This is a genomic window from Pseudoalteromonas sp. BZA4 (assembly GCF_040104395.1).
GTDB lineage: Bacteria > Pseudomonadota > Gammaproteobacteria > Enterobacterales > Alteromonadaceae > Pseudoalteromonas.
In genome coordinates, this window is the sequence record NZ_JBECOT010000046.1 from 1 (window position 1) to 17,434 (window position 17,434).

Consider the following 17,434-nt stretch of genomic DNA (forward strand, 5'->3'; position numbering starts at 1 on the left):
ATATGTGCGAAGTTCATCGAGGCTCGAAACCAAAGTGTTTCAATTAAGAAGCCGGATATACGAACGCAAACCTATCCCTGTCAAAACTCATTGTTTATTCTTGCAATGTTGGAGGAGACCATATACACGCCCTAGTTAGTTAAAAAATATAAAAAATAGATAATTTCTGTGAATTTCTTAACTTTAGCGCTAAGTTAGACAATACTAAAACTATAACTAATCTAATAATGTCAGTCATTAGTCTGCCTTTGTTTAGGCGGGCTAACCCAAGAGGATGGCACACATATGTCAACAGAAAATGCATTACTGACCATATTGGTCGACAGAATAAATAATGACACTTTAGTGTTACCTACCTTACCAGAAGTTGCAGTGAAGGTAAGGCAAGCCGCGGATAACCCCGAGGTAAACTTGATGGATATGGCAGATGTCATCTCTCATGATCCGGCATTATCAGCACGAATGATCAAAGTCGCCAACAGTGCATTTATAGGGCGCTCAGTTAAAGTTACAAATCTACACCAAGCTGTAACACGAATTGGTCTACGTCAAATTAAGAACATTGCAACTGCAATGGCAATGGAGCAGCTGTTTGTATCGCATAATGAGCTTATCAAAGGCTATATGGACAAGGCATGGCAGAAAACCCTCAAAGTAGCATGTCACTCAATTACCTTGATGGATTTCTTCTTACGCAGAAATAAGCATACATCATTGAATCGCGACACAATTACCTTAGCGGCATTGGTTTATAACATTGGCGTACTGCCCATTTTAACAGAAGCTGAAAAGCACCCCGAGGTGTTCGCAAACCCAAGTTTCCTTGCTCATGCCATTCAAAAGCTGGGTGGTAAAGTAGGTGGCGCAATTATGCGTGCTTGGGGCTTTACTGATGAGTTTGTAGAAGTAGCTGAAAGCTGGGCAAATCCAAACTATCGTCCAGAGCATATTTGCTATGTTGATTTTATTCGTATTGGCGCGATTTTAGAAGGCATCTTACAGGTGTCTGATAAGTCTGCGGCATTGCAAACTTACATGGACAAAGGCGTGATTGAATCACTAGATATGTTCAGTGACGATGAATATAACGATATGCTTAATGAAGTAAAAGCAATTTTTACTGAATAACTTTAACAAAAAGCGCGACTTAGTCGCGCTTTTAAATTAATTAACTCTCAGATTAATTTTATAAATCTTCTGCGTCGCCTAAGCCTTGAGTCAGCTCTTCTAGCAATTGCTTAATTTCTTCTGACGCTAAGATAAAGTCAGCATCAAGTTTGACCGCCATATCTTCTTTTGGAATGTCGGCGTTTTCTTCTTTTAATGTTTCTGAGTAGCTTAAACGCTTAATTGAACCATCGTTTTGAAGCATGAACTTAACGCGTTCTTGCCAATCAAGAGCCAGCTTAGTTACGCGCTTACCATTTTCTAAGTGTGACTTTACTTCGTCGCATGATAAGTCATGGCCTTTTAATTTAACCTGAGCGCCACTGTCATCGGCTTCTTCAAGCTCTGCATCATTACCGATAGAAAAGCCTTCAGGGGTACTAAAATTAGTTAACCAGTCAGTTAAAAATACATCTAAATCGTAATTCGCAAATGCAGGTACGACAGGTAACGTGCCAAGTGATTTACGTAATAGGGCTAAAAGCTCTTCTGCTTTATTAAAGCTTGCGCTGTTAACCACAACCCAGCCATTCTTTTGATCAATAAACGCAAACTGTAGGCTCGATTTTTTGAATGCTTGAGGTAGTAAAGTGTGCAGAATATTTTCTTTTAGTTCGTCTTTTTCTTTTTTCTTTACTGGGCGGTTTTCTTCAGCTTCGATTTGCTCTACTTTCTCTGCAACCAATTCGTTGATAACGGCAGCTGGCAGTACTTTTTCTTCACGTTTAGCACATACTAAAATGCTGTCTTGAGAGAAATGAGATAGGGTTTGACCATGTTTACCAAAGGCTTTTGTCCAACCGAAAGTTGAAAGCTCTTGGCCTGTACATGAGCGGAACAAGTCTTGTTCTAGGGCTTTGTCGAAGTCTTCTTGAGAGTATGAAACGTCTTGTTTAAAACGGTAACAGATAAGGTTACTAAACCACATAATTAGGCTAATCCTTTCAATAAATTTGCCCAATCATAGCAATAAAAAACTGATGCCGAAATGAATCATTTCGGCATCAGCGTTAATTGCTTATGAGTTAAACATTGAAAGTGGCTTTGGCATGTTTTTCGGAAAACTAATATGGTAGTGCAAGCCTTTACCGACTTCGCTTGATACCTCAATATCGCCACTCAGGGTTTGCTTAACAAGGTTAAAAGTAATATGTGTGCCCAAGCCACTGCCGCCTTGGTCGCGCTTGGTTGTAAAAAATGGGTCGAATAGCTTTTCTAACTGCTCTTTTGATACGCCATTACCATTGTCTTTAAAGTCGATAACGACTTCGTCATCTTCTTCTTTGATAACAATATCAATGATGCCACTTTCAATTCCTTCGAAACCATGAATGAGTGAGTTCATAATCAAGTTTGTGAAAATTTGACTAATCGCACCCGCAGGCAGGTTAAGTGTTAAATCATCAGGGCAATCTAAATTAATATGATGCGATGTTTTCTTTAGCTTTGGATGGAGTGAGCGGATCACTTCACCTAAATACTCTTTAAAGTTAATGGTACGTACTGCTTCACTGGCTTGGTCCACTGCAATTTGCTTAAAGCTTGCAACCAGCTCAGAAGCTCGGTCTAGGTTACTTGTGAGTAGGCTAGTACTTTGCTTGGCGTCATTAATAAACTCTTCAAGCGCTTTTGGCGATAGGGTTTTTTCTTTATATGCCGCTTCAATTTGGTCCAAGCGTTCTTGTAAAAATGATGTTGCGGTAACACCTATCCCAATAGGAGTGTTTACATCATGAGTAATACCCGCCACTAAGCCACCTAAAGCAGCCATTTTCTCTGAGCCAACTAAGCGTTCTTGCGCCATATTTAGTTCATCAAGGTAGCGTTGTAACTCAGTTTGCTTGGTTATGAGTTCTTGTTCAGTTTGTTTACGTAAATCGATTTCTTCAGTTAGTGTCAGCTTTTGTTTTTCTAGCTCGTATTTTTGTTGCTGCAAGTCCATCATCGCTTGGCTTAAGTTTGATGTTTTGCGTGCTACCTCTTGCTCTAACTGTAAGTTATGTTGGTCGAGCTTTTCGTTGCTTATCAAAAGCTCTTTTTGCGTATGTTCAAGCTCTTCACGGTAAAGTACTACCTTATCAATTAAGCGGTTGAAAGACTCTTCCATTACTTTTAATTCGTTGTGCTCAACGGTTTTGATCTCGATATGGCGGCCTTCTAGGTCGTTTAGTTCAAGATCTTCAATTTGTTCTGTGAATTGTGCCAATGGCTCGGTTAAGCGCTTTCTAAATGCAAGTAGGAAAAGAATGATCAAAAAGGTGGTTTTGATCATCGCATTACCAATTAAAAAGTAGATAGAAATCATGATGCGGCTAAATACCACTTCACGACTTGAAAACAGGGTTACATCACCTACTTGTGTTGTTTTACCTGAAAATTCAAAAATGAGTGGGAATGTGTAACCGAATAAGCCTGATGGCGTATCCTCGATAATCGCTTCTTCTTGCACTAACTGTTGACTGTATAGCTCGTGAATATCTAACGAGCGACCTAACTGAGAGAGTACCTCGCCGCTATCATCACGAACAATAATACCCTCGATCATAGGGATTGCCAGTAAGCCCTCAGCCGTGGTGATGGTTTGTTTATCGTTCAGTTCCCAAATAGCGCGGGTTAAACTGCGGCTAAATGTTTTTTGTAAAGTCGTTAATTCGTCGCGAATGTAATCTTTGGTATTAACGTACTCAGCAATAACTTGTCCACAGGTCACTACAAAAGTAAGTAAAAAGTAGACTGAGAGTACATTTGTTAATAATTCTTTAGACAGGCTTTTTTGTAGCATGGAATATCCATAGCTCCTTGGTGACAATTGTAATACATTCAGCTAGTTCTAAAGTTAGCTAATAAATGGTTAAAAAGAAATAAATATATCCTTTTTTACTGGAACATTTATAAATTGTTAGTAAATTTTGAAAAAACTTGCCCTTACTGCGCTTGAAAAAGTGTGTTATAAATTTATTCCATCTTTAATTTAGCCTTTTTTGATGTTGTATTTGCTACAGCGAAGATTTTTATTTCATGAATAATCCTAATTTTTCAGTACTGGTCTGTGATGATTCAAATATTGCCCGAAAGCAGGTAGTACGCTGTTTAGGGGATTGCTTGGATGCAGATGTTCAACAAGCCACTAATGGCCGCGAAGCTCTTACCTTATTGCGTGAGCAAAACTTTGATCTATTGTGCTTAGATTTAACCATGCCAGAATTGGATGGTGTTGCAGTGCTCGAAACAATCAAAGCAGAGAAAATTGAGTGCTTTGTTATAGTGATTTCGGCTGATATTCAGGCTGAAATGAAACAAAGAGTAGTAAAATTGGGTGCTATTGACTTCATTGATAAACCGATAGATCTTGTGCGACTAAAAGCAACTTTGCATAAATTTGGTATTCACTAATCTTTTATATAACACAAACGCATAATTTATCTTTTCTTTAAGGGTTGACAGGCTGGCTATATTTAAGGCAGTCTACAGGCTATGAAAACATTTAATCACGCAACGACCATTATTATTACAACCATCATCCTTACGGGATAGTGGCATAGGTCGGTGCAACAAAATTATAGGCCTGTGTTCACTAGAACACAGGCCTTTTTCGTTTATGGAATGAGGAAACATAAATAATGCGAGTATTAAAATTTGGTGGGTCGTCCTTGGACGACTACGGATGTTTGCAACAGGTAGCTCAGTTAGTCAAAGAAGAATTACGCGATGAAATGTTGTTAGTGCTGTCAGCGCCGGGTGGCATGACAGATTCATTAGTAGCATTAGCAAGCGCTGCTGAGCAAGGGCAAGATTTTAGTGAGTTATGGCAAGCTTTGGTTGCACGCTGTGAACAACTAAAAGCTGCTGTTGAAGCTGACTTTGGTCAGACCGCAAATTGGCCTGATCTGAGCGAGCTTAAGAATAAACTAGATGGTGTTGCACTTTTAAAGTGTTGCCCAGACCAAGTACGTGCTTATGCAATCAGTTTTGGTGAGCGCGTAAGTGTTGCCTTGATGGAGTGTATGCTTAAAGACAGTAATGCTCGTTATTTAGAAGCGACAGATTGTATAGCTTCAGTGGGTGGCTACATTGATGCTGAAGCTGACTTGAATGCAAGTAAGTTACGTTTTCAAGCAGCATTAAAAGCGGCACCGAGCACAATTTATATCATGCCGGGTTTCACTGCTGCCAATGAGCAAGGTGAGCTAACAACACTTGGTCGTAATGGTTCAGATTACTCAGCAGCCATTGCAGCAGCATGCCTAGAAGCTGATGTATGCCAGATCTGGACTGATGTTGACGGTGTTTACAATGCTGACCCGCGTTATATCAAAAAAGCATCTAAGGTTGATTCGTTATCTTATAAAGAAGCAATGGAGCTTTCTTACTTTGGTGCGAAAGTATTGCACCCGAAAACGATTTTACCTTGTGCTAAAGCAGGCGTGCCGTGCGAGATCAAAAATACTCATAACCCACATGCAGAAGGTTCAGTGATCAGTAACGACAGTGTGTCGAATGATCCAGTTAAAGCGTTATCAAGTTTACAAAACCTCGCTATGTTAACGGTGTCTGGCCCAGGCATGAAAGGTAAAGTTGGCATGGCGTCAAAAGTATTTAATGCACTGGCGCACGACAATGTTTCAATTGTACTAATCACTCAATCTTCGTGTGAATTTAGCATCAGTTTCTGTGTGCATGAGAGTGACCTATCTCTTGCTTTAGAAGCATTGCAAACTGCTTTCGAATTAGAATCACAAGCCGGTTTAATCGAACCAATACAAGTACAGCGTAACCTTGCGATTGTTACTCTAGTTGGCGATAACATGCGTGCGCACAAAGGTTTAGCGGCTAAGTTCTTTGCTTCACTAGCTCAAGCGCAGGTTAACATTGTTGCTATTGCACAAGATTCGACTGAAAGCGCCATTTCAGCGGTTATCGACGGTGAACTGTGCAACGACGCAGTAAAAGTGTGCCATGAGAACTTCTTTACTCACATTCCTTCAATCGATGTGTTTTTGCTTGGCTGTGGCTTAGTGGGCCAAGAACTTATCCAGCAGTTAAAGCGTCAGCAAGCATGGCTTGAAAAACGTAACATCAAGCTGAACTTGTACGGTGTTGCTAACTCAAGACAGCTTTATCTAGATAGTGAAGGTATTGCTTTTGATGGCTGGCAAGACAAACTAGCCGAGTCAGAGCAGGCATTTGATTTAAATCTGGTTGAGCAATTTGTTAAACAAAACCATTTAATTAACCCTGTGATTGTAGATTGTAGCTCAGCCGATAAGCTTGCTGCGCAATATGTTGATTTCTTGAATGCCGGTTTCCATGTGGTTGCGGCAAACAAAAAAGCCAATACTAGCTCATATGCTTACTACCAAGATTTAGTAGCAGCAACACAAAAGAATAACCGTAAGTTTTTATACGAAACAAACGTAGGTGCAGGCCTGCCGGTTCTTGATAACTTGAAATCATTATTTGGTGCTGGTGATGAGCTTATTAAGTTCAGCGGTATCTTATCGGGTTCATTATCGTATATGTTTGGTGCACTGCAAGATGGTTTATCACTTAGCGAAGCAACATTAAAAGCAAAAGAAAGTGGATTTACAGAACCAGATCCGCGTGATGATTTATCAGGCACTGATGTTGCCCGAAAACTACTGATCATTGCTCGTGAGTCGGGTCTTGAGTTAGAACTTAGCGATATTGAAGTTGAATCAGTTTTACCAAAAGGGTTTGCAGAAGATGATTCTGTAGCAGATTTCATGGCAAAACTACCATCTCTTGATGCACAGTTTAACGACCGCATTCAAAGCGCTGCAAGTGAAGGGAAAGTACTTCGTTATGTGGGCACTATTGAAAACGGTCAATGTAAAGTAGGCATTGAAGCCGTAGATAGTAGCCATGCTCTTTACGATATCCGTGACGGTGAAAATGCATTGGCAATCTTAAGTCAATATTATCAACCACGTCCGTTTGTGATTCGTGGTTATGGCGCAGGTGCTGAAGTAACGGCTGCAGGCGTATTTGCTGATATCTTAAAAACGTTAACACGTTAGGAGCTGGTCATGATCCGTGTATATGCACCCGCTTCAATCGGGAATTTTGCTGTCGGCTTTGATGCGCTAGGTGCCGCGCTGGCACCTATCGATGGTACGTTATTAGGTGATGTTGTAGAGGTGAGTGCCGCTGAGCAAGATACTTTTGTATGCTCTGGCGACTATGCCCATAAACTGCCTGCTAATGCTGAAGAAAACTTGGCTTATCAATGTTTAATTCATTTTAAAGAACACGTTGCGCCGGCTATGCCAGCGGTAAAACTTGAGCTTAAAAAGAACCTACCAATTGGCTCAGGTTTAGGTTCAAGTGCTTGTTCTGTGGTGGCAGCATTTGCTGCCCTTGATAAGTTCGCTGAAACCAACTTATCTCAAGAGCAACTTATCGAGTTAATGGCTGATTTTGAAGCCATAGTAAGTGGCGGCCGTCATTACGATAACATCACACCCTGTTATTTAGGTGGCTTGCAATTAACTGGTGAACTGATTCCGAACAAGTCAATTTCGTTACCCGTTGATAATCAATGGTATTACGTAGCGGCTTTTCCAGGTTTTTCACTGAATACTGCAAAAGCGCGTTCAGTATTGCCAACGCAATTATCAATGCACGACAGTGTTGAGTTTGCACAGCGACTGTCTGCATTTAGCAGCTTATTGCTAACAGGTCGTTTTGATGCTGCGTTATCAATTATGACAGATGAAATCGCTGAGCCACATCGCGCACCATTAATCCAAGGTTTTGCCGAAGCTAAAAGTGCCTTGCCAGAGCTTGGCGCAGAGATTGTCAGTATTTCTGGTGCTGGCCCAACATTATTTACCGTGTGTAAGAGTCTTGAAGCTGCTCAAAAGTGTGCAGCTTGGTTGAATGATAATTATGTAAATGAACAAGGTTTCAGCCATATCTGTAAACTTGATCAGCTTGGCACACGACAGCTTTAAAGATTTTAAGGAATAAACATGCAATTACATAATTTAAAAGATGAAACACAACAGGTGTCGTTTGTAGAAGCGGTAAAAACGGGGTTAGGGCGTAACCAAGGGGTGTTCTTCCCTGAAAGCCTAACGCCAATTCAAGACATTGATGCGTTACTTGATTTAGACTTTGTTAGCCGAAGCAGTAAGATTTTATCGCACCTAATTGGCGATGAACTACCTGCCGATACCGTTGCACAGATGGTACAAAATGCATTTAACTTTGATGTGAAATTGGTTGAAGTAGAAAAAGATATTTATTGCTTAGAGCTATTTCATGGCCCAACGCTTGCGTTTAAAGACTTTGGCGGCCGTTTTATGGCTGAGTGTCTTGCACAATTTAACCAAGGCGAAAAAGTCACTATTTTAACAGCAACATCAGGCGACACAGGGGCTGCAGTTGCTCATGCATTTTATAATAAGCCAAATATCGATGTCGTGATTTTATACCCGAAAGGTAAAATTTCACTAGCGCAGCAAAAGCTATTTACAACGTTAGGCAATAACATTCATTGCTATGCTGTTGATGGTAGCTTTGATGATTGCCAAAGCATGGTAAAGCAAGCTTTCTTAGACGATGAAGTTAAACAAAAGCTAGGTCTAAATTCTGCTAATTCAATCAACATCAGTCGTTTAGTTGCACAGGTTTGCTATTACTTTGAAGCCATTGCTCAATTACCTAAAGAGCAGCGTAGTAAAGTGCATATCTCAGTACCAAGTGGTAACTTTGGTAATGTGTGCGCTGCGATGATCGGGGCTGTGCTTGGTATGCCAGTAGCGAAACTAAGTGCTACAACTAACCAAAACGACACTGTGCCACGTTTCTTACAAAGCAAAGAGTGGGCACCGAATGACACGCTTGAATCGTTATCGAACGCTATGGATGTGAGTAAACCGAATAACTGGCCACGTGTTCAGTTTATGTTGGATAACAAATGGTTTAGCTATGATGACTTTTATTCAAGCTGTGTTGGTGAAGAAGAAACAAAAGAGGTGATGAAAAAAATTCATCAAACGGGTTACATCGCAGAGCCTCATACTGCAATTGCTTATCAAGGCTTGAAAGAAAATCTAGCTGATGGCAGTGCAGGTATCTTTTTAGCGACTGCACACCCAGCTAAATTTAAAGACAGTGTAGAAGAAATTTTAGACATCGAACTACCTATGCCGAAACCGCTCGCTGATGCGCTAGCAAATGAGTGTTTGGCTGAAGATATTAAGTTTGATTATCAATTGCTTCGAACTGAGCTGTTAAATAAATTAGCATAACCTTAATTAAAGAGCGGCTAAGCCGCTCTTTTTAATGAAGCCTTTAATGAAGCTTTTAATGAAGTAAAGAATGACTATGGCGGTTTAAAATCCGCATGCTCAGAATGACTCCTGCCGAGATACACAGCAAAATACTGATCACCGAAACGAGTTCATTTTGCGTCCATTGCATCAAGGTGAATGCCGAAATAAAAATAATAAAGGGTTTAAATTCATAGTAATAGCGACGTTTTTTTTGTTTAACACGCTGGCTTGAATGATCGGTTCTTCTGGCTTCTGAACGCATCCGCCAAATATTAGCGCCTAATAAGAATAAGAGCACGCCGATCAAAGTTGGCACATAATTATTAGCTAATGTGATACAACTGATCCCAAGAGAGAAGTATGCGTAGGGGACTAATTCGTATATTGGTTTAGCTAGCATGAAATTATACCATCCTTGATATTGAGCAATTCTATAAGCTTAGTTCGCCTCAATGAAAACGCAATAAATCGTAAACAATTTCATGAAGAGTGACATTTTAAAAATCTATGTAATATTTTAAATATATAAATTTTTATTATGTATCAATAAAAAAATATCATTATTAAAACACTGTGAAATAAATTCAATCCCTGTTTAAATATGTTCATCTTTACAAGATAGGCAAAAGTGCGTTTTAAGCGTACAATACAGCCTTTAAAAAACACCATACACGTTGCCTTAGGAGACCCCATGTTAGAACGTAACATGAATATTTCGGATTTCGATCCAGAGTTATTTGCAGCCATCAATAAAGAGACGGCTCGTCAAGAAGAGCACATCGAACTGATCGCGTCTGAAAACTACTGTAGCCCACGCGTACTTGAAGCGCAGGGTTCTCAGCTTACCAACAAATATGCTGAAGGTTACCCAGGCAAACGTTACTATGGCGGTTGTGAGCATGTTGACGTTGTTGAGCAACTAGCTATTGACCGTGCAAACGAATTATTCGGCACAGATTACGCTAACGTTCAACCACATGCGGGTTCACAAGCAAACGCAGCTGTTTTCCAAGCACTTCTTCAGCCACACGATACAGTACTAGGTATGAGCTTAGCTCATGGTGGTCACTTAACTCACGGTTCACACGTTAACTTTTCTGGTAAAACGTACAATGCAATTCAATACGGCCTAAACGATGAAACAGGCGAAATTGATTACGCTCAAGTTGAAGCACTTGCATTAGAGCACAAGCCAAAAATGATCATCGCTGGTTTCTCTGCATACTCAGGCGTTGTTGACTGGGCTAAATTCCGTGAAATCGCTGATAAAGTAGGTGCATACTTATTCGTAGATATGGCTCACGTTGCTGGCCTTATCGCAGCGGGTGTATACCCAAGCCCAATCCCTCACGCACACGTTGTTACAACAACAACTCACAAAACATTAGCAGGTCCTCGTGGCGGTCTAATCGTTTCTGCATGTGGTGATGAAGAGATCTATAAAAAGCTAAACAGCGCTGTTTTCCCTGGCGGTCAAGGTGGTCCTTTATGCCACATCATCGCTGCTAAAGCGGTTGCTTTCAAAGAAGCATTACAACCAGAATTCAAAGCGTACCAAGCACAAGTTGTTAAGAACGCACAAGCGATGGTTGAAGTACTGCAAGAGCGTGGCTACAAAGTTGTTTCTGGTAAAACAGACAACCATTTATTCCTTCTTGACCTAATCGATAAAGATATCACAGGTAAAGATGCTGACGCTGCACTAGGTAACGCAAACATCACTGTTAATAAAAACTCAGTACCAAACGACCCACGTTCACCGTTCGTAACGTCTGGTCTTCGTATTGGTTCTCCGGCTATTACTCGCCGTGGTTTCAAAGAAGCTGAGTCAAAAGAGCTTGCTGGCTGGATCTGTGACGTACTAGACAACATCAACGATGAGTCTGTACAAGCAGAAGTAAAAGAGAAAGTTAAAGCTATCTGTAAAAAATTACCAGTTTACGCTTAATTACTGGTTAAACCGTAATTAAGATAACAATAGCGTTGTTTTTTGCTATTATAAAGGCCGCTTACTAAGCGGCCTTTTTTTGTTTTTTATAAACGGAAGTTGAACCCTATGCATTGCCCTTTTTGCACCGCAAAAGATACTAAAGTAATTGATTCTCGACTTGTTGGCGGTGGTCACCAAGTGAGACGTCGACGTGAATGTAACGAATGCCATGAGCGCTTTACCACCTTTGAAGGCGCTGAACTTGTGATGCCAAGAGTCATCAAGCAAGACGGTAGCCGCGAACCATTCAATGAAGACAAGTTACTGAATGGCTTGCATCGCGCTTTAGAGAAACGCCCAGTGAGCACTGAGCAGGTCGACGAAGTCGTTAACATCATTAAATCTCAACTTCGTGCTACAGGTGAGCGTGAAATCTCTAGCCATTTAATTGGCGAGTGCATCATGGAGTCACTGAAGAAACTCGACAAAGTGGCCTATGTGCGTTTTGCATCGGTTTATCGTTCATTTGAAGATATTCGCGAGTTTGGTGAAGAAATCGCTCGTTTAGGTGATTAATCATGTCGTTTACAGAGCTTGATACGGCTTACATGGCGCGTGCCATTGAGCTGGCTAAACAAGGTCGTTTTACTACGACGCCAAACCCGAATGTTGGCTGTGTTTTGGTTAAAGATGGCGAAATAGTCGGTGAAGGGTTTCATCAATTAGCAGGGCAGGGCCATGCTGAAGTGAATGCCTTGGCTGTAGCTGGCGACAACGCGAAAGGCGCCACTGCATATGTGACTTTAGAGCCTTGTAGTCATTATGGACGCACACCGCCTTGTGCCGAAGGTTTAAAAGCAGCAGGTGTAAGCAAAGTGATTGCTGCCATGGTTGACCCAAACCCTGCGGTGAGTGGTCGCGGCCTACAAATTTTAGCGGACGCAGGTATTAGCGTTGCATCTGGTTTACTTGAACAACAAGCGCGCGATTTAAATAAAGGTTTTTTAAAGCGTATGGAAACAGGGTTGCCATATGTGACTTGTAAGATGGCGTGTAGTTTAGATGGTAAAACCGCGTTAAATAACGGCCAAAGTAAATGGATAACAGGCTCTAAAGCGCGCCAAGATGTGCAAGCATTTCGTGCGCAAAGCTGTGCTATCTTAACCGGTGCAGACACCGTTATTACTGATAATGCCAAACTTAATGTTCGTGTTGATGAGTTGCCATTTACCATGCCAACCTCGTTGCCTTTGCGCCAACCAACCCGAATCATTATTGACTCACAAAACAGGTTAACGCCTGAACTTGCGTTATTCAGCATCGAGAGCCCGGTGATAATTTTTACCACTTCGCTTGATAATCACACCAAGTGGCCTCACTTTGTTAAACACGAAGTAGTACCAGCAAATAACAATAAAGTTGATTTATCGGCGGTTTTAAAGCGTCTTGCTGAACTACAATTTAATCATATTTGGCTCGAAGCAGGTGCGACCCTCGCTGGCGTGTTTGCTGAGCAAGATTTAATTGACGAATACATTGTTTATATTGCCCCTAAGTTAATAGGTGATATGGGCAAAAGCTTACTAAACTTTGCAGAAGTCACCATGATGAGTGATATCACTGAACTGACCTTTACTGATACAGTGATGATTGGCGATGATATTCGCTTAACAGCGATAAAAGCAAAGCAAGCCACAGACATTGAAAATAAAGAGTAGCACTATGTTTACTGGAATTATTGAAGCAACAGGTAAAATTGTTGAACTAACACAAAAGCAAGGTGATCTAGCTATTCGTATTCAAAGCCCTAATTTGGATATGAAAGACGTCAAGCTCGGTGACAGTATTGCTACCAATGGTGTGTGTTTAACGGTTGTCGCTAAACATAGCGATGGTTTTAGTGCTGACTTATCAAACGAAACAATCAGCTTAACTGGGTTTGCACATTATAAAAAAGGTCAAACAGTTAACCTCGAAAAAGCCATGCAACCAGTTTCTCGCTTAGGCGGGCACTTAGTGTCAGGCCATGTTGATGGTATTGCGACTGTCGAAAGTATTAGTCCCAATGCTCGTGCAACCGAGTACTGGTTAAGCACAGACAATGATTTAATGAAGTACATTCCGTACAAAGGTTCGGTGTGTATTGATGGCATTAGCTTAACCGTCAACGAGGTTGAGCAAAATCGCTTTAAGCTGACAATTGTTCCGCATACTGCAGAGCAAACAACGATTGCAGAATTTCAGGTGGGGACTCAGGTGAACTTAGAAGTTGACCAGATTGCTCGCTATTTAGAGCGCCTAATTAAAGGGGCTGAACAACCTTCCCGTTCAGACATATCAATGAGCTTGCTAGCACAAGCTGGCTTTATTAAATAAGTAAAGATACGTCACTATTAATCATACTCTCATGGGCACATTATGAATTTACACAGCGCGCAAGAAATTATCGATGACATTAAAGCCGGTAAAATGGTTATTTTAATGGACGATGAAGACCGAGAAAATGAAGGCGATTTAATCATCGCAGCAGAGCACATTAGTGCTGATGCTATCAACTTTATGGCAACACATGGCCGTGGTTTAATTTGTTTAACAATGACACAAGAGCGTTGTCAGCAGTTAGAATTACCACTTATGGTGAAAAATAACGGTGCTGCTTTTTCAACTAACTTCACAATGTCGATTGAAGCGGCGAAAGGTGTAACTACAGGTATTTCAGCGGCCGACCGTGCCCGTACCGTTCAAGCTGCAATCGCTAAAGGTGCCGTGCCGAGCGATATCGTACAGCCAGGGCATATTTTTCCAATTATGGCGCAGCCTGGTGGCGTTTTAACACGTGCAGGTCATACTGAAGCGGGTTGTGATTTAGCGCGTTTAGCTGGTCTTGAGGCGTCATCTGTGATTGTTGAAATCTTAAACCCAGATGGCACCATGGCGCGTCGCCCTGATCTTGAAGTATTTGCTAAAGAGCATGACTTAAAGATTGGCACCATTGCAGATTTAATCGAATACCGAAACCTAAACGAAACCACCATTGAGCGCGTTGCTAAATGTAAACTGCCAACAGATCACGGTGAGTTTGATTTAGTGACCTACAAAGACACCATTGATGGTCAGCTTCACTATGTTTTACAAAAAGGTGAAGTATCGAAAGATGAACCAACGTTAGTACGTGTTCACTTACAAAGTACCTTTAACGATATTCTATTATCAGATAGAAGTGCTGATCGTAGCTGGGGCTTATCAGATGCTATGGCTTATATCGCTGAGCACAACGGTGTGCTGGTTATCTTGGGTAAACAAGAGTCAACAGAAGACCTAGAAGCAACCGTTAAAGCCTTTGCCGCTGAAGATGCTGGCGAAAATGTGAGTCATCGTAAATTCCAAGGTACATCGCGTACTGTGGGTGTGGGCTCGCAAATTTTGGCTGATTTAGGTATTGAAAAGATGCGCTTAATGAGCCGTCCTAAGAAGTACCATGCGTTATCTGGTTTCCACTTAGAAGTGGTTGACTATGTTGAGCCACAGTCTTAGTTAGGGAAAACAGATTTACTAGGCTACTTTTATATTTTTGTGGTATTATGCGCCGTAATTTTTGCGCAATCGCAACCGCTTAAACTTATTTTTTAGGGTTATTAAATGAAAATTATTGAAGGTAACAAATACGCACCGGGCAAAAAATTTGCCATTGTCATTTCTCGCTTTAATGACTTTATTGGTAGCAGCCTATTAGCAGGTGCTGTTGATGAGCTTAAGCGCACAGGTGGCGTATCTGAAGACGACATTACAGTTGTTTACGTACCAGGTGCCGTTGAATTACCTTTAGCAGCGAAACGCGTTGCGGCAAAGAAAGAACACGATGCAATCATCGCTTTAGGCGTAGTGATCAGAGGTGGTACACCACACTTTGATTTAGTCGCTGGCGAATCAAACAAAGGTCTTGCGCAAGTATCTCTTGAGTATGATATCCCGGTTGCATTTGGCGTATTAACCACTGAAAGCATTGAGCAAGCAATTGAGCGCGCAGGTACCAAAATGGGTAACAAAGGCGGCGAAGCTGCTTTAGGTGCGCTTGAAATGGTTAATGTGTTAGACAAAATTTAAGTTTAAGGAATCTCTGTGAAACCAGCAGCAAGACGTAAAGCACGTATCTTAGCACTTCAAGCCGTATACTCTTGGCAGTTAAGCGGTAACCCAATTGCTGATATTGAACAGCAAATGTTAATTGAAAATGATGTGACTAAGATCGACGTCGAATATTTCAAAGACCTAGCACGCGGTGTTGTTGTTAACTGTAAGCAATTAGATGAAATCGTTGCTCCACATTTAGCACGCCCAGCTGATGAGTTAGACATGGTCGAAAAAGCAATTTTACGTCTGTCTGGCTATGAGCTGAAATTCCGTGAAGACGTACCTTACAAAGTGGCAATCAATGAAGGCATTGAGCTTGCTAAAATGTTTGGTGCTGAAGACAGCCATAAGTTTGTCAACGGTGTACTTGATAAAGCAGTGAAAGAACTGCGTAAGTAAGTAGCCCCGTAAAGGAGAGCCGGCTTGGGCCGGCTTTTTTGTGTATGAAGGAATTTGAACTAATCAATCGTTACTTTAAGGGTCGTGGCATTATTCGCCGTGATGTGAACCTAGGTATTGGTGACGATTGTGCCTTAGTAACTGTGCCTGAAAACTGTCAATTGGCGGTAACAACAGACACCTTAGTTGCGGGCGTACACTTTTTTGATGACATCTCTGCGCGTGCCCTTGGGCATCGAGCTTTAGCTGTTAACTTAAGTGATCTTGCGGCAATGGGCGCTGAACCTACGTGGATTTCGGTAGGTCTGACGTTGCCTGAAGCAAATATAGAGTGGCTTGAAGAGTTCACTGAAGGCATGCATGAAATTGCAGAGTACTTCAATGTGCAAATCATTGGTGGTGATACCACTCAAGGCCCTTTAACTATTACGATTTGCGCTAAAGGCATCGTGCCTGAAGGCAAAGCACTGCGCCGTAGCGGTGCTAAAGTTGGCGATTGGATTTATGTAACAGGTCCGTTAGGTGATGCTGGTGTAGCCATTGAAGCTCGTAAACAAGGCCTCGATATCGCCCCAGAACACTTAAGCTATTTAAATAATCGTTTTGATTATCCGACTCCACGTGTTGCAGCCGGTCAGGTTTTGCGAGGCGCTGCCTCTGCAGCAATTGATATTTCCGATGGCTTATTAGCTGACTTAGGCCATATTTTAGCGCTATCGCAAGTTAGTGCGGTGATCAATGTTGATAAAGTGCCTGTTTCTGATGCATTAAATTCGTCGATTCCACGTGCAGAGCAATTTGACTACATTTTAAATTATGGTGACGACTACGAGTTGCTCTTTACTGTGCCAGAAAGCAATAAAAGCATGGTTGATATGAAACTGCGCCAATATGGTGTTGAAGCAAGTTGTGTAGGTCAAATTAAAAGTGGCGAAGGTGAGATTGAGCTATTACTTGATGGTGAGCAATTTAATTATCAAGGTAAGGGCTTTCAGCACTTTACGAAGGAGCCGGTTTGAGCAGTAACCGATTATTCAATTTAAAACGCCCACACCAATTTTTTGGTTTGGGTTTTGGCTTAGGCCTTGCCCCTAAAGCACCTGGCACCTTTGGTACCTTTGCTGCCTTGCCATTTATTTTTACTACTATGTACTTTCCACTGTGGTTACAGATTGTGTTTGCCATCGTGATCAGTGTATTTGGTATTTGGGCATGTGGTAAAACAGCAGATGACTTAGGGGTACATGATCATCCAGCCATTGTTTGGGATGAAGTTGCTGGTTATTATATCACCATGATTGGTGCTGCACTGAGTTGGCAGTCACTGTTGGTTGGTTTTTTATTGTTCCGCTTTTTTGATATCGCTAAACCAGGTCCTATCAGAATCCTAGATAGACGTTTACACGGTGGCTTGGGCATCATGGCTGATGATATTTTAGCAGGTATATTTTCATTAATTTGTGTTCAAGCCTTGTTTAAAGCAGGCTATTTGCCTTTTTAAACGATG

17 protein-coding genes are annotated in these 17,434 nt (G+C 41.4%); 14 read left to right on the forward strand and 3 right to left on the reverse strand.

Features of this window, described 5'->3' with window-relative positions; translation table 11 throughout:
- Positions 1-285 precede the first annotated feature (285 nt).
- Positions 286-1,128 (forward strand): HDOD domain-containing protein, encoded by an 843-nt coding sequence (locus ABMY41_RS16110; protein ID WP_349275421.1) that lies wholly within the window; start codon positions 286-288, stop codon positions 1,126-1,128.
- A gap of 58 nt (positions 1,129-1,186) precedes the next feature.
- On the opposite strand, the gene rdgC is transcribed toward ABMY41_RS16110, so the two are convergent.
- Positions 1,187-2,095, reverse strand: coding sequence for a recombination-associated protein RdgC (gene rdgC, locus ABMY41_RS16115; RefSeq protein ID WP_054552583.1), 909 nt, complete (start codon positions 2,093-2,095; stop codon positions 1,187-1,189).
- A gap of 90 nt (positions 2,096-2,185) precedes the next feature.
- Positions 2,186-3,949, reverse strand: a complete 1,764-nt coding sequence (locus ABMY41_RS16120) for a HAMP domain-containing sensor histidine kinase (protein WP_054562670.1) — start codon at positions 3,947-3,949, stop codon at positions 2,186-2,188.
- A gap of 236 nt (positions 3,950-4,185) precedes the next feature.
- Here ABMY41_RS16120 and ABMY41_RS16125 point away from each other — a divergent pair, with 236 nt between their 5' ends.
- The 4 genes from ABMY41_RS16125 to thrC all read left to right on the forward strand — a co-directional run bounded on the left by ABMY41_RS16125 (position 4,186) and on the right by thrC (position 9,443).
- Complete coding sequence (locus ABMY41_RS16125; RefSeq protein ID WP_349275423.1) at positions 4,186-4,560, forward strand: response regulator; 375 nt, start codon at positions 4,186-4,188, stop codon at positions 4,558-4,560.
- A gap of 227 nt (positions 4,561-4,787) precedes the next feature.
- Positions 4,788-7,205 (forward strand): bifunctional aspartate kinase/homoserine dehydrogenase I, encoded by a 2,418-nt coding sequence (gene thrA, locus ABMY41_RS16130; protein ID WP_349275425.1) that lies wholly within the window; start codon positions 4,788-4,790, stop codon positions 7,203-7,205.
- Between the two features lie 9 nt (positions 7,206-7,214).
- Entirely contained in the window at positions 7,215-8,141 is a 927-nt protein-coding gene (gene thrB / locus ABMY41_RS16135; protein ID WP_058586208.1) for a homoserine kinase, read from the forward strand.
- A gap of 18 nt (positions 8,142-8,159) precedes the next feature.
- On the forward strand, positions 8,160-9,443 hold the full coding sequence (gene thrC, locus ABMY41_RS16140; RefSeq protein WP_349275427.1) for a threonine synthase: 1,284 nt from the start codon (positions 8,160-8,162) through the stop codon (positions 9,441-9,443).
- A gap of 55 nt (positions 9,444-9,498) precedes the next feature.
- Here thrC and ABMY41_RS16145 read toward each other — a convergent pair whose 3' ends face one another.
- Positions 9,499-9,867 carry a hypothetical protein gene (locus tag ABMY41_RS16145; protein WP_287243278.1) on the reverse strand — a complete coding sequence of 123 codons (369 nt, stop codon included), beginning with the start codon at positions 9,865-9,867 and terminating at the stop codon, positions 9,499-9,501.
- A gap of 291 nt (positions 9,868-10,158) precedes the next feature.
- On the opposite strand from ABMY41_RS16145, the gene glyA reads away from it, so the two are divergent.
- The 9 genes from glyA to ABMY41_RS16190 all read left to right on the forward strand — a co-directional run bounded on the left by glyA (position 10,159) and on the right by ABMY41_RS16190 (position 17,428).
- Positions 10,159-11,415: a serine hydroxymethyltransferase gene (glyA, locus tag ABMY41_RS16150; protein WP_349275430.1), complete on the forward strand. Its 1,257-nt coding sequence runs from the start codon at positions 10,159-10,161 to the stop codon at positions 11,413-11,415.
- A 108-nt stretch (positions 11,416-11,523) separates the two neighbouring features.
- On the forward strand, positions 11,524-11,973 hold the full coding sequence (gene nrdR / locus ABMY41_RS16155) for a transcriptional regulator NrdR (protein ID WP_054552576.1): 450 nt from the start codon (positions 11,524-11,526) through the stop codon (positions 11,971-11,973).
- Positions 11,974-11,975: 2 nt separating this feature from the next.
- Complete coding sequence (ribD, locus tag ABMY41_RS16160) at positions 11,976-13,115, forward strand: bifunctional diaminohydroxyphosphoribosylaminopyrimidine deaminase/5-amino-6-(5-phosphoribosylamino)uracil reductase RibD (protein ID WP_289098263.1); 1,140 nt, start codon at positions 11,976-11,978, stop codon at positions 13,113-13,115.
- Between the two features lie 4 nt (positions 13,116-13,119).
- Entirely contained in the window at positions 13,120-13,773 is a 654-nt protein-coding gene (locus ABMY41_RS16165) for a riboflavin synthase (protein WP_054562663.1), read from the forward strand.
- 42 nt (positions 13,774-13,815) lie between these two features.
- Positions 13,816-14,931, forward strand: a complete 1,116-nt coding sequence (ribBA, locus tag ABMY41_RS16170; protein WP_062566079.1) for a bifunctional 3,4-dihydroxy-2-butanone-4-phosphate synthase/GTP cyclohydrolase II — start codon at positions 13,816-13,818, stop codon at positions 14,929-14,931.
- Positions 14,932-15,036: 105 nt separating this feature from the next.
- The gene (gene ribE, locus ABMY41_RS16175; RefSeq protein ID WP_054562661.1) at positions 15,037-15,501 is read left to right on the forward strand and encodes a 6,7-dimethyl-8-ribityllumazine synthase; all 465 of its coding nucleotides are present in this window, start codon (positions 15,037-15,039) and stop codon (positions 15,499-15,501) included.
- Positions 15,502-15,516: 15 nt separating this feature from the next.
- Positions 15,517-15,927 carry a transcription antitermination factor NusB gene (gene nusB, locus ABMY41_RS16180; RefSeq protein ID WP_054552571.1) on the forward strand — a complete coding sequence of 137 codons (411 nt, stop codon included), beginning with the start codon at positions 15,517-15,519 and terminating at the stop codon, positions 15,925-15,927.
- Positions 15,928-15,971: 44 nt separating this feature from the next.
- The gene (gene thiL / locus ABMY41_RS16185) at positions 15,972-16,946 is read left to right on the forward strand and encodes a thiamine-phosphate kinase (RefSeq protein ID WP_054562660.1); all 975 of its coding nucleotides are present in this window, start codon (positions 15,972-15,974) and stop codon (positions 16,944-16,946) included.
- On the forward strand, positions 16,943-17,428 hold the full coding sequence (locus tag ABMY41_RS16190; RefSeq protein WP_054562659.1) for a phosphatidylglycerophosphatase A: 486 nt from the start codon (positions 16,943-16,945) through the stop codon (positions 17,426-17,428). The genes thiL and ABMY41_RS16190 overlap by 4 nt, the downstream gene beginning before the upstream one ends.
- Positions 17,429-17,434 lie beyond the last annotated feature (6 nt).